The 12,580-nt window shown below is 72.9% G+C and carries 12 protein-coding genes; 4 read left to right on the top strand and 8 right to left on the bottom strand.

All coding sequences use genetic code 11. The features are described 5' to 3' along the window. From aroC to AB0K60_RS02560, 6 genes are all read right to left on the bottom strand, one after another. A complete protein-coding gene (gene aroC / locus AB0K60_RS02585; protein ID WP_364047748.1) occupies window positions 1-1,179 on the bottom strand; it encodes a chorismate synthase in 1,179 nt (392 codons plus the stop codon). A gap of 364 nt (window positions 1,180-1,543) precedes the next feature. After that, window positions 1,544-2,347, bottom strand: a complete 804-nt coding sequence (locus tag AB0K60_RS02580) for an A24 family peptidase (protein ID WP_364047746.1) — start codon at window positions 2,345-2,347, stop codon at window positions 1,544-1,546. Between the two features lie 86 nt (window positions 2,348-2,433). After that, window positions 2,434-2,976, bottom strand: coding sequence for an SseB family protein (locus AB0K60_RS02575; RefSeq protein WP_364047744.1), 543 nt, complete (start codon window positions 2,974-2,976; stop codon window positions 2,434-2,436). A gap of 39 nt (window positions 2,977-3,015) precedes the next feature. After that, on the bottom strand, window positions 3,016-4,122 hold the full coding sequence (locus tag AB0K60_RS02570) for a ring-opening amidohydrolase (RefSeq protein WP_364047742.1): 1,107 nt from the start codon (window positions 4,120-4,122) through the stop codon (window positions 3,016-3,018). 143 nt (window positions 4,123-4,265) lie between these two features. Next, entirely contained in the window at window positions 4,266-5,192 is a 927-nt protein-coding gene (gene arcC, locus AB0K60_RS02565) for a carbamate kinase (RefSeq protein WP_364047740.1), read from the bottom strand. 114 nt (window positions 5,193-5,306) lie between these two features. Continuing rightward, window positions 5,307-6,479 carry a pyridoxal phosphate-dependent aminotransferase gene (locus AB0K60_RS02560; protein ID WP_364047738.1) on the bottom strand — a complete coding sequence of 391 codons (1,173 nt, stop codon included), beginning with the start codon at window positions 6,477-6,479 and terminating at the stop codon, window positions 5,307-5,309. Window positions 6,480-6,603: 124 nt separating this feature from the next. Here AB0K60_RS02560 and AB0K60_RS02555 point away from each other — a divergent pair, with 124 nt between their 5' ends. The 4 genes from AB0K60_RS02555 (at window position 6,604) to AB0K60_RS02540 (ending at window position 9,665) form a co-directional block, all read left to right on the top strand. Further along, window positions 6,604-7,641: a DUF418 domain-containing protein gene (locus AB0K60_RS02555; RefSeq protein WP_364047736.1), complete on the top strand. Its 1,038-nt coding sequence runs from the start codon at window positions 6,604-6,606 to the stop codon at window positions 7,639-7,641. Window positions 7,642-7,672: 31 nt separating this feature from the next. After that, window positions 7,673-8,467: a carbon-nitrogen hydrolase family protein gene (locus AB0K60_RS02550; RefSeq protein ID WP_364047734.1), complete on the top strand. Its 795-nt coding sequence runs from the start codon at window positions 7,673-7,675 to the stop codon at window positions 8,465-8,467. A gap of 210 nt (window positions 8,468-8,677) precedes the next feature. Further along, window positions 8,678-9,136 (top strand): hypothetical protein, encoded by a 459-nt coding sequence (locus AB0K60_RS02545; RefSeq protein ID WP_364047732.1) that lies wholly within the window; start codon window positions 8,678-8,680, stop codon window positions 9,134-9,136. Window positions 9,137-9,236: 100 nt separating this feature from the next. Next, on the top strand, window positions 9,237-9,665 hold the full coding sequence (locus tag AB0K60_RS02540; protein WP_364047730.1) for a hypothetical protein: 429 nt from the start codon (window positions 9,237-9,239) through the stop codon (window positions 9,663-9,665). Window positions 9,666-9,839: 174 nt separating this feature from the next. Here the strand turns inward: AB0K60_RS02540 and AB0K60_RS02535 are convergent, their stop codons facing one another. Together AB0K60_RS02535 and AB0K60_RS02530 are read right to left on the bottom strand one after the other, a co-directional pair. After that, window positions 9,840-11,357 carry a carboxyl transferase domain-containing protein gene (locus AB0K60_RS02535; protein ID WP_364047728.1) on the bottom strand — a complete coding sequence of 506 codons (1,518 nt, stop codon included), beginning with the start codon at window positions 11,355-11,357 and terminating at the stop codon, window positions 9,840-9,842. Beyond that, window positions 11,354-12,511: a CoA transferase gene (locus AB0K60_RS02530; protein WP_364047726.1), complete on the bottom strand. Its 1,158-nt coding sequence runs from the start codon at window positions 12,509-12,511 to the stop codon at window positions 11,354-11,356. The genes AB0K60_RS02535 and AB0K60_RS02530 overlap by 4 nt, the downstream gene beginning before the upstream one ends. Between the last annotated feature and the right edge of the window lie 69 nt (window positions 12,512-12,580).

The following is a 12,580-nucleotide window of genomic DNA, read 5'->3' as shown; positions in this document are numbered from 1 at the left end:
CTACTTCACCACCAGGGCGGACAGGTAGCCGGACAGGTTGCGGGCGACCTCCTCGACCGAGTCGCCGCCGAACTTCTCCACGGCGGCGTCGGCGAGCACGAGCGCGACCATCGCCTCGCCGACGACGGCGGCCGGGACGACCGCGCACACGTCCGAGCGCTGGTTGATCGCCTTGGCGGGCTCGCCGGTCTTGACGTCGATCGTGGACAGCGCCCGGGGGACGGTCGAGATGGGCTTCATCGCGGCCCGGACCCGCAGCGGCTCGCCGTTGGTCATGCCGCCCTCGACGCCGCCCGCCCGGTTGGTGACCCGGCGGACGCCCTCGGGGGTGTTCTCGATCTCGTCGTGGGCCTTGGAGCCGCGCCGCCGGGCGGTCTCGAAGCCGTCGCCGACGGCCACGCCCTTGATCGCCTGGATGCCCATGAGCGCGGCGGCGAGCCGGGCGTCGAGGCGGCGGTCCCAGTGCACGTAGCTGCCCAGGCCCGGCGGCAGCCCGTACGCGATCACCTCGACCACGCCGCCGAGGGTGTCGCCGTCCTTGCGGGCGGCGTCGATCTCGGCGACCATCGCCTCGGCGGCCTGCGGGTCGAGGCAGCGTACCGGGTTCTCGTCGAGGGCGGCGGCGTCGGCCGGGGCCGGGATCACGCCGTCGGGCGCGGCCACTCCGCCGATCTCCACCACGTGGCTGACGATCTCGACGCCGAGGGCCTGCTTGAGGAAGTTGCGGGCGACCTGGCCGAGCGCCACCCGCGCCGCCGTCTCCCGCGCGCTGGCGCGGTCCAGTACCGGGCGGGCGTCGTCGAAGCCGTACTTCTGCATGCCCGACAGGTCGGCGTGGCCGGGGCGGGGGCGGGACAGCGGGGCGTTGCGGGCCTGCCCGGCGAGGATGTCCTCGTCGACCGGGTCGGCGGCCATCACGGTCTCCCACTTGGGCCACTCGGTGTTGCCCACGCGGATCGCGACCGGGCTGCCGAGGGTGCGCCCGTGCCGTACGCCGCCGACGATGGTGACCTCGTCCTGCTCGAACTTCATCCTGGCCCCGCGGCCGTACCCGAGGCGGCGGCGGCGCAACGCCTCGGCGATGTCGGCCGTCGTCACCTCCACCCCTGCGGGCAGCCCTTCCAGGATCGCGACGAGTTCGGGGCCGTGGGACTCCCCGGCGGTCAACCAACGCAACATGGGCATAAGTCTTCCATGTCTCTCCCCCTGGGACGTCCCCGGATCACCGTGCCGCGTCCGAGTGTCATCGCCCCGTCACCGTGCCGCTCCCGTGCCACTCCAAGGCCGCCTCCACGCCGCTTCCAGGCCGCCTCCGTGCCACGCCACGACGGTCCCCGTGCTGCTTCAAGGCCGCTCCCGTGCCCGCCTCCGTGCAACTGCACGACCGTCCCCGTGCCACTTCCAAGGCCGCTCCCAGGCCGCCTCCGTGCCACGCCACGACCGTCTCCGTGCCGCTCCAAGTCCGCTCCCGTGCCACTTTCGGGCCACTCCCGGGCCACTCCCGGGCCACTCGTGCGCCGATCCCCGGCCATTCGCCGGGCGCTCACCGGGCCACGAGGAGCGCCGCCAGGGCGGCCGCCAGCATGAACGGGCCGAAGGGGAACTCGCTCTTCAGCGTCCCCCGCCGGGTGATCAGCAGGCCGAGCGCGTACAGCGCCCCCAGCAGGTGGCCGCCGACGGCCGCGACCACCCACGACTGGAGCCCCAGGGCCCCGGTGGCGAGGCCGATCAGCCCGGCGAGCTTCACGTCTCCGAGCCCGAGCGCGTCGGGGCGGACGAACCACAGCACGGCGTAGACCGCCCCCAGCCCCAGCATCCCGTAGATCGCCTGGGGCATCGCCCCCGAGGGCGCCAGCAGGCCCAGCAGCACGACGTACGACGGCAGCGTGAGGACGTCGGGCAGTCGCCGCGTCCGCCAGTCGATGACCGTGAGCGCCATCCCCACGACCGCCAGGTAGAGCCAGGCGGCGAGCAGCCACCCCGACTGCCCGCCGAGCCGCCACACGACGAGCCCGCACACCGCGGCGGTGGCGAGTTCCACCGTCGGCGGCCATGCCGGCACCGGCACCGTCCGCGAAACCGCCCGGAATGCCTCACGCGCCTCCGCCCCCCGCGTGCCCGCGATGGCCGCCGACCCACGCTCGGCCGACCCGCCGCCGGGGTCCTTGTTGACGTCGGCGTCCCAGCCGGTGACCGAATCGGCGGCGACGTTCTCCGCCTTCACACCGTCCCCTTCGGCCGCGACGGCTCCCTCGGAGATGACGGCGAAACGCCCCGAGAACTCCCGGACGTATCGGCCTGCGATCAGCCCCAGTAGCGCCGCTGCCGCGACGGTGAGTACAGCCACCGATCGAGCCTAAGACACCGGCGGTCCCGGGAAAGGGCGGGGTCACCGGCCTGTGGACGACTGGGCGGTCGGGGCAGGCGCGGCGGCTAGCGGCGGGACCAGGGGAATCTGCGGCGGCGGGTCTCCAAGCGGGCCACGACGGCGTCCGGCATGTCCTTGGTCATGCGTTCCAGGAGGTCGTCGGAGGGCGCGTCCACGACCGCGAGGGCGTGCAGCAGGGCGCCTTCGATCGGGAACGGCACCGGCCCCGCCACGTCGAGCACCACGGCGGCGGCCTCCTCGTGGACGGCCGTGTGGCAGACCTGTGGGGCCTTGACCTGGATGGGCCGGGCGTCGGCACGCCAGCGCCGGAGGGTGTCGAGGCTGGTGAAGGCGGGCACGGCGGCGCGGCCGTCCTTGCCGATAAGTTTGGGCAGGGCCATCTCGCTGCCGCTGGTCCCGCACACCTCCCCGGGGAGGTCCTCGACGGGCACGACCACCGCCGGCAGCAGCAGGCGCGCGTCGCCCAGCGCGGTCACCACCGCGGCGGCGTCGCCCGTGCCGCCGGCGAAGGCGGCCAGCGCCGACGCCAGCGCGGCGTCGGCGGATCCGTCGTCATCGGGCAGGATCGGCTGCGGAATGCTCTGCACGTCGGCCGAGCCTACCCGCGCCCCGGCCAGGTCCCGGCCTCACCCCAGGTCGGCGATGGCGGCCACGGTGCCGCCGCCGGATGGGCCCTGGTGTACGGCGGCGACCGAGACGAACACGGCCGGGTCGCCGGTTACCGAGGCCGCGACGCCGCCCACGGTCGCCTTGATCTGCCGGTGCCAGTGGACGTCGGAGTCGTCGAGCATGATGTTGCGGCGTCCGCGGACTCGGCCCGAGGGGTCGGCTTCGCATTTGATGAACACGTTGACCAGCCGGTCCGCCAGGTCGGACGGGTGCGGGCGGTCGGGCAGTTCGATGCCGCTGGAGCGGATCGCCTCCCAGATGCCGTCGGCGTCGAGGGCGTCCTTCATCACCGAGTGGCCGATGCGGTAGCGGCCGCCGATGCCGCGTACGTTGCCCACGACGACGATCTGGGCCCGGTCGAGTTCGACGCCGGAGGAGCAGGAGGCGACGCTGGAGTACAGGGACAGGTCCTTGTGGATCTGCTCGGCCGTGGGCGGCTCGATCTCTCCCAGCGCGACGGCGATGCCGAGGGCGGTGGTGGAGTTGGAGATGTCCATGGACTTCAGCGTGTCCTCGGTGATGACGGTGTGGCCGCGCTCCTTGGCGTCGTTGATCGTCGAGAGGGTGAGCAGCGGCGTCTTGGTCTGCACGTAGTGCACGTCGGCCGGGTCCTCGATGCCGGCGATCTTCATGGCCTCGCGTACTCCGGCGGCCACCTTCTCCACCATGGCGGGCCGGCCGATGTCCTCCGGCAGGATCACGTCGCTCATCGCCACGCCGACCGACAGGCGGGGCTCGTCCGACGGTACGGCCTTCGCCGGGTCGATGGTCGCGAAGATCGTGGCGTGCGGGCTGAGCACGCCGTCGGTGCCGCCCGACCAGACCAGCGGCACCTGCGCGACCTCCTCCGGCGTACGGGTGCCCTTGGCGACGAGCACCTCGCGGAAGGCGCGGTCGGCCAGGATGCGCGTGTAGTCGTTCACCCCGCCGTTGCCCTCGGTCTTGCCCACGACCGCCAGCACCCGGTCGGCCTCGATCACCCCGTCGTCGATCAGCCGGGCCAGCCCGGAGGCGTCGGTGACGCTCTCGATGGCGACCTTGCGTACCTCGATCGGATCCGGCATTTCCATCAACCTCCGTCATCGCTCATGTCGATCGCGATCCAGCGCATCGCGCCGAGGACCCGGTGAATCGGTGTCGTCCCCTGCCTGCCTGGAGCGCCCCGGCGGGCACTCCCGCGTACACGGTCCGGATCACCGGCGCGCCCTCACCTCAATGCGGCACCGCCAGTCTGGACCACGGTGCCGATCCGGCCGTCCAACGCCTCGCCGATCCGCTCGAGCGAGGTGATGACGGCGCGTTCCCCGCCGTCCTCCACGAAGCGCACCGCGGCCTCGATCTTGGGTCCCATGCTGCCGCGGGCGAAGTGCCCCTCGGCCTGCAGCGCCCGCATCTGCTCCGGGGTGACGCGCCCGATCGGCCGCTGGTCCGGCGTGCCGTACCCGGCGTACGCGTGGTCGACGTTCGTCGCGATCACCAGCGTGGTCGCCTTGACGGCGCGGGCGAGCAGCGCGGCGGCGAGGTCCTTGTCGATGACGGCGGCGACCCCGCGCAGCGTGCCGTCCGGATCCCGGACCACCGGCACTCCCCCGCCGCCCGCGGCGACGACGGTGAAGCCGTCCTCCATGAGCGCGGCGGCGGCGTCGGCGTCGAGGATCTCCAGCGGCTCGGGCGAGGCGACGACGCGCCGCCAGCCCCGGTCGAAGCGCCGCCACGTCTCGCCGAGCCGCTCGAAACGCCGCGCCTCCGCCTCGGTGAAGTAGCGGCCGATCGGCTTGACCGGGTCGGCGAAGGCGGGGTCGGCGGGATCGACGAGGGTACGGGTGACCACCACGGCGGTGCGGCCGCCCAGGGCGTTGAGGATGAGGTTGCCGATCGTGGCCTGGGTGGTGGCGACGCACCAGTCGAGCGGCACGGGCGGCACGACGTCGGCGGTGAGCTGGTTCTTCAGCAGCACGTTGCCCACCTGGGGGCCGTTGCCGTGTGTGATGATCACTTGGTGCCCGCGCGCGAGCAACGCCGCGATGTGCCGGGTGGCCTCCTCGACGGCGTGCCGCTGCTCGTCGGGCGCGGCGTTGCCGTCGGGGCCCGTCATCGCGTTGCCGCCGAGTGCGATCAGTACGCGTTCGCCCACATCGCGACGCTAGTCGTACGGCCCGTGCCCCCTCATGGGCAGGGATTGCCCAACAAGTGGCCGTTCCTCGGCATCCCTTGCCAAGCAGGACGGAGGTGAGGAAGAGGCGGCGGGTCAGCCGCCGGAGGCGAGGCGGGTGAGGCGGCGCACCGCCTCGTCGATGACCTCGTCGCGCTTGCAGAACGCGAAGCGGACGAAGTGCCGCCCGGCCTCGGCGTGGTCGTAGAAGACCTGCGTCGGGATGGCGACCACCCCGGCCAGTTCGGGCAGGCGGCGGGTGAGGTCGAGGCCGTCGGTGAAGCCGAGCGGGCGGATGTCGGTCTGCACGAAGTACGTCCCGGCGGGACGCAGCACCTCGAATCCGGCGGCGGACAGGCCGGACATGAGCCGGTCGCGTTTGGCCTGCAGGTCCGCGCGCAGCCGGGTCACCCAGTCCGTCTCGTGACGCAGCGCGTACGCGACGGCGACCTGCCAGGGGGCGTTCGCGGTGAAGGTGAGGAACTGCTTGACCGTCTGCGCGGCGGTGACCAGCGGCGCGGGGGCGCAGATCCAGCCGGTCTTCCAGCCCGTCGCCGAGAAGGTCTTGCCCGCCGAGGAGATCATCACGGTGCGCTCGCGCATGCCCGGCAGCGTCGCCAGCGGGATGTGCTCGGCGTCGTCGAAGGTGAGGTGCTCGTACACCTCGTCGGTGATCGCGATGAGGTCGTGCTCGGCGCACACGGCGGCGATCTCGTCCAGCTCCTCGCGGGTGAAGACGGTGCCGGTGGGGTTGTGCGGGGAGTTGACCAGGATCGCCCGGGTGCGCGGGCCGACGGCGGCGCGCAGCTCGGCGGGGTCGAAGGTGAAGCGGCCGTTCACCGGGCGCAGCGTCACCGGCCGGCGCACGGCCTGCGCCATCGCGATCGCGGCGGCGTAGGAGTCGTAGTAGGGCTCGAAGGCGATCACCTCGTCGCCGGGCTCGCACAGCGCCAGCACCGCCGACGTGATCGCCTCGGTCGCGCCGACGGTGACGAGGATCTCGCCGTCGGGGTCGTAGGCCAGGCCGTACCGGTCCTTGTGGTGGTCGCTGACCGCCTGGCGCAGCTCGGGCATGCCGGGCCCCGGCGGGTACTGGTTGAGGCCGGAGCGGATCGCCTCGACGGCCTTGTCCAGCATCGCCGGCGGGCCGTCGGTGTCGGGGAACCCCTGGCCGAGGTTGATCGACCCGGTCCGTACGGCGAGCGCCGTCATCTCGGCGAAGACCGTCGTGCCGAACTCCCGCATCCTGGCGACCAGAGGCTCATTCACGGAGTTCAGCGTAACGGGATCGCCCGCGCGAGCCGAGCCCACCCGCGAGGTGAACACCGACGCCGCCGCTCCCGGCGGAGGGAAACGCCCCGCGCATCGGACCAACCATGATGAACTGGCTCCTATGGCCGAGTCGCGCAGCGTCCCCACAACCCCGCAGCGGGGCGAGCAGCGGGCCACCCGGCCCCGCATTCACGAGCTGGACGCGCTGCGCGGCTTCGCGATCTGCGGGATCATGGTGGTCAACACCTGGCAGCACGTCCAGGGCTCGTCGGCGTACCTGACCGACACGCCCGTCGATCGGGCGATCGACCTGCTGCTGGAGGGCAGGTTCTACCCGATCTTCTCGTTCCTGTTCGGGATCGGCTTCGTGCTCTTCCTGGACAGCGCGCGGGCCCGCACCGCCTATCCCCGGCTCGCCCTGCTGATGCGGCTGATCGTGCTCGCCTGTTTCGGCCTGCTGCACCAGATCATCAACCCCGGCGAGGTGCTGCTGCCGTACGCGGCGTTCGGGGTGGTCCTGCTGCTGCCCGCCTCGTTCCTGCCGCGCTGGGTGGCGCTGATCGCCGGGCTCGCCGGGGTGGCCGCGGCGATGCTGCTCGGCGATCCGTGGCTGCTGATCGCCGGGCTGTTCCCGCTGGGCATGGCCGTGGTCAGGTACCGCCCCTCGCCGAGGCTGCTGCTCCCGGCGTTCGCGGTGAGCGCGCCGCTCGGCGTGGCCACGACCTGGCTATGGGTCCAGACGGAGAGCGACCCGGCGCGCTGGCAGGCCGTGCGGCCGCTGTTCACGGCCGCGCCCATGCTCGCGGCGGTCACCACGGCGGTCGCGTACGGCACCGGGGCGATGCTGGTCGCGCGGGCGAGCCGTACCGTGTCGGCGGTGCTGGAGCCGCTGGGCCGGATGGCGCTGACGAACTACCTGTCCAGCACGGTGCTGATCCTGGCGGCGCTGCCGTTCCTCACCGCCGACCAGACCCGCTGGTCGGTGGTGGTCTTCTCGCTGGCGGTGCTCGCCACCCAGGCCGTGCTGAGTCACCGGTGGCTGCGCACCCACGCGTACGGCCCGCTGGAGTGGGTCTGGCGGGTGCTGACCTGGCAGCGGCCGGTCCCCAACCGTCTCGACGCCCCCGGGCGGGGCAACCCTCCGGCACCCGCGTCCTGACGGGCGGCCCCGCGCGGGTCAGAATGAGGGCATGCGCATTGCCCTGTGCCAGATCGCCGTCACCCGTGACCCCAAGACCAACCTGGAACGCGCCCGCAAGGCCCTCGCCGAGGCGGCGGCCGACGGAGCCGACCTGGCCGTCTTCCCCGAGTGCAGCCTGGTCCGCTTCGGCCGGGACATCCGCGAGGCCGCCGAGCCGCTCGACGGCCCGTTCGTGACGGGTCTGGCCGAGGCGGCCCGCGAGCACTCCGTGGCCGTGATCGCCGGGACGTTCGAGCCGTCCGGCGACGGCCGGGTGTTCAACACCGCCGTCGCGCTCGGGCCCGACGGCGCGCTGCGCGCCGCCTACCGCAAGATCCACCTGTTCGACTCGTTCGGCGCGCTGGAGTCCGAGCTGGTCACGCCCGGCGACACCCCGGTCGTCGTGGAGCTGGCCGGGCTGCGCATCGGCCTGATCACCTGCTACGACGTACGCTTCCCCGAGCTGGCCCGGCGGTTGGTCGATCTCGGGGCGGAGGCGTTCGCCGTGATCGCCGCGTGGGGCTCGGGGCCGATGAAGGAGGACCACTGGATCGCCCTGGTCCGCGCCCGCGCGATCGAGAACACCATGTGGACGATCGCGGTCGGGCAGGCGCCCTCGCTGGAGTTCCGCGACGGCTTCGGCGTGGGACGCAGCATGCTCGTGGACCCGATGGGCGTGGTGCGCACCGATCTCGGCCCGGACGAGACCGTGCGCGTGGCCGAGCTCGACCCGGCGGCGACCGATCGGGTCCGCGCGGTGCTCCCCTGCCTGGAACACCGACGGCTGAACCTCAACAGATCGTAAACTGACGGCGTGATTCAGCGGAGCGAGCGAACCGGTGGGCACGGCGGCGCGTCGCCCATGCCGCCCGGAAAAGGCCGGGAAAGGGGCCGACGTGAGCGGGCGGGTTGATCATTACCGCGGTCGCGGGCCCGTGGCGCCCGCGCATGCCCCGCGCGGGCGGACCGGCGGGTTCGGCGGCGTCTCGCTCACGGCGCCCGCGAAGGAGGCCGCATGAACGAGCCGGCCGTCCGGACGCGGATGCAGAAGGTCATCCCGCCCCGGTTGCTCGTGCCGTACCTGCAGGGCAAGCGCACGATCATCTCCGGCTACGTGTACCGGGTGCAGGACTGCCTTCGGCTGACCACGCCGAAGCTGCTGTACGAGGCGCTCGACCTCGGCTTCGAGGGCTCCCAGCTCACCGCCACGGTGCCCGAGCTGTACCTGATGCGGTGGTACGCCCGCGACACCGACGTCTACGCGGTGCCGTACGGCCCGCACATGGGCGGGGATTGGAACGATTCGCCGCCGTTCGCGGGCAACGGGTTCACGGCGTCGCGGGACCACGTGGTGCCGCAGTTCCACACGATGCCCATGCCGATTCCCGCCGGGGCCGAGATCTACCACGTGGTCGAGAACGGCGAGCGCCTGTTCGCGATCTACGATGGGCTGTCCTGGCGGCCGGCCACATGACCGGCGGGCCGACCAGTGCGTCGAGTGGCGAGCCGATCGGCGGCCGGGCCGGAGGGCCGGCCGGTCGGGCGGACGCAGGGAGCGTACGGAGAGTGTGCAGATGACCGATGTCGAGCCGGTGGGTTGCGGCTTCCTCGCCCGATATCGCGACCACACCTATCCGGCCGCGATCGGGCCGGACAGCGACGACGTGGTCCTGTTCAGCGAGGAGCGGCATGAGGGGTTCGAACCGGCGGGGAGCTACTGGCGGCTCCAGGTCCAGCGTGAGGACCTGGAATGGCTGATGCTCATCCGCACGGTCGGCGCGTTCTCCGGCGAGCCCTGCGTGGTCCTCGACGAGGACGAGGACGGCCTGCACATCGCCTACACCGGCCACAACGGGAACAAGGCCGAGTCGCTGGGCTATTGGATGGTCGACCACGGCGCGTACGAGGTGGTCGTGCCGCGCGAGGAGGTGCGGTCGATCCGCGTCGAGCGCGTCCAGATCCCCTGCCGTCCCGCCGCGCCCGCCCGCGATCCGGCGAGTTGACCGGGGCCCAGAGGCCGGGGGCGATCCGAGCTCGGGCAGGTCGGGCTGGGCGCCCGACGGTCGCCGACGCACCTCCTTTCGCAGGCGCCACCTCGGTGCTTGGTGGGTGCTCGGTGCAAGGACTCGGCGGGAGCCACGTGCCGGTCGCCGTCGGACGGCCTCGTCACAGGCTCGTCACAGGCCGAGCAGGCGGTAGCGGGCGCGGCGGGCGGCGAGCCTTTCGTCCGGTTCCCGGCGTGACAGCATCGCCAGTTCGTACTCCACCGCGCGGGCGACGCGCAGGCAGAACTCGCGTGGCTCGTAGGCGGCGTCCGGCAGTTCGGGGATGACGCGGTCGACGATGCCGTCGCGCCGCAGGTCCACCGACCGTACGCCCTGCGCCTGGGCGATCTCCGGGGCGAAGTCCACGGTCCGGTAGAGGATCGCCGAGGCGCCCTCCGGGGGCAGCGGCGACAGCCAGCCGTGCTCGGCGCACAGCACCCGGTCGGCGGGGAGCAGCGCGAGCGCCGCGCCGCCCGCGCCCTCGCCGAGCAGCACCGAGACGGTGGGCGCGGTGAGGGTGAGCATGTCGGCGACGCAGCGGGCGATCTCTCCGGCGAGCCCGCCCTCCTCGGCGGCCTTCGACAACGCCGCGCCGGGGGTGTCGATCATGCTGACCAGGGGCAGTCCCAACTCGGCCGCGAGCCGCATGCCCCGGCGGGCGACCCGCAGCCCGGCCGGGCCGAGCGGGCTGGCCGCCCGTCGGCGGCGTCCGTCCTGGCCGATGACGACGGCGCAAGCCGTACCGAAGCGGGCCAGGGCCAGCACCAGGCCCGGGTCGTTCTCCCCGGCTCCGGTGCCGTTGAGCGGGATGACGTCGGAGGCGGCGAGCTTGAGCAGGGTGCGCACGCCCGGCCGGTCGTCGCGCCGTGACCGGATGATCGCGTCCCACGCCTCGACGGCGGCGACGCGCTCGTCCGGCTCGGGGCCGGGGTCGAGGTCGCGGGTCGGGGCGCGCAGGACGTTCAGCACGCGGATGACGACGTCACGGATCTCCTCGGGGGGTAGCACCGCGTCCACGAGGCTGTGCGCGTGCAGGTTCTCGGCGATCTGTACGCCCTCGGGGAACGGGAAACCGCGCAGCGACTCGAACACCCGGGGCCCGAGGAAGCCGACCAGCGCGCCGGGCTCGGCCGCGGTCATCTGCCCGAGCGACCCCCACGAGGCGAACACCCCGCCCGTGGTGGGGTGGCGCAGGTACACCAGGTACGGCAGGCCGGCGGCGCGGTGGTCCATCACGGCCGCGCTGATCTTCAGCATCTGGGTGAAGGCGAGCGCGCCCTCCTGCATCCGGGTGCCGCCGGAGGCGGTCGCCGCGAGCAGCGGGAGCCGCTCCCGGGTCGCGCGCTCGATCGCCCGGACCAGCCGCTCGGCGGCGGCGATGCCGATCGTGCCCGCCATGAAGGAGAACTCGCAGACCACGACCGCGACCCGGTGGCCGCCGAGGGTGCCCTCGCCGGTGATGACCGACTCGTCGTAGCCGGTCTTGGTCCGCACGGCGGCCAACTCGTCCGCGTACGGCGAGCCGGGGGCGGCCGGGTCGGCGGGCGGCTCGTCCCAGGACTTCCACGTGGCGCGGTCGAGCACGATCTCGACCAGCGCCCTCGCGTCGGGGCGGGCCGGACCGCCCGGCGGAGAGCCCGGTGGGGTCACCGCTCACGCTCCGCGAGCCATTCGAGCACAGCGTCGTTGTCCTGGCCGAGGGGCGGCGGGGCGGTGTGCTCGGCGGGCGGCGCGCCGTCGAGACGCAGCGGCGGGCCGGGCAGTTCGATGCGGCCGAGGACGGGGTGGTCGACCTCGATCACGAGCCCCTGGGATCGCGTCTGCTCCCACGCGTACACCTCGTCGATGGAGCGGATGGCCCCGGCGGGGATGCCGGTCTCGGCGAGGGCGGCGAGCCAGTGGGCGCGGTCGCCGGCGGCGAGCGCCTTCTCCACGTCGGCGATCAGTTCGTCGCGGTGGGCGAATCTGTCCTTGTTGGTGGCGTATCTCGGGTCCTCGGCGTCGAGGCCGAGGACGGCGGCGAGTTTGCGCCACTGGGCCTCGTTACCGCAGGCGATCTGGATCATGCCGTCGGCGCAGCGGAACGCGCCGTAGGGGGCGATCGAGATGTGGTGGTTGCCGACCGCCTTGGGGACGACGCCGCCGACCGTGTACGCGGTGCCGTGGTAGGCGTGCACGCCGACGATCGAGGCGAGCAGCGAGGTGCGCACCACCCGGCCCTTTCCGGTGCGTTCGCGCTCGTAGAGGGCGGAGACGACGCCGTAGGCGCCGTTCATGCCGGCGAGCAGGTCGGCGATCGAGGCGCCGACGCGGTAGGGCTCGTCGGGGCCGGGGCCGGTGAGGCTCATCAGCCCGGCCTCGCCCTGGGCGATCTGGTCGTAGCCGGGCCGCCCGCCCTCGGGGCCGTCGTGGCCGAAGCCGGTGATGGAGAGCACGACCAGGCGGGGGTTGAGCTCGTGCAGGCGCTCGACGGGGAAGCCGAGGCGGTCGAGCACGCCGGTGCGGAAGTTCTCGATGAGGACGTCGCTGTGCCGTACGAGGCGTTCGATGAGCCGCTTGCCGTCGGCGGACTTCAGGTCGACGGTGATGGAGAGCTTGTTCCGGTTGGCCGCCAGGAAATACGTGGAGATGTCGTGATCTGGGCCAACGAAGGGCGGGCCCCAGCCGCGTGACTCGTCCCCGCCGTCCGGATGCTCGACCTTGATGACCTTGGCCCCCATGTCCCCCAGCATCTGCGCCGCATGGGGCCCGGCGAGCGCGCGGGAGAGGTCGAGCACGACGATGTCGCCCAGGGGTCCGTGCAAGGCGAGCCTCCAACCTTGGGACTATCAGCTTGTGGCTTCGATCCTCTCCTATGGCGGCCTGGCCGCACA

Source organism: Thermopolyspora sp. NPDC052614 (genome assembly GCF_040678635.1).
Taxonomy (GTDB): domain Bacteria; phylum Actinomycetota; class Actinomycetes; order Streptosporangiales; family Streptosporangiaceae; genus Thermopolyspora.
This window is presented reverse-complemented; position numbering and strand designations above follow the sequence as displayed.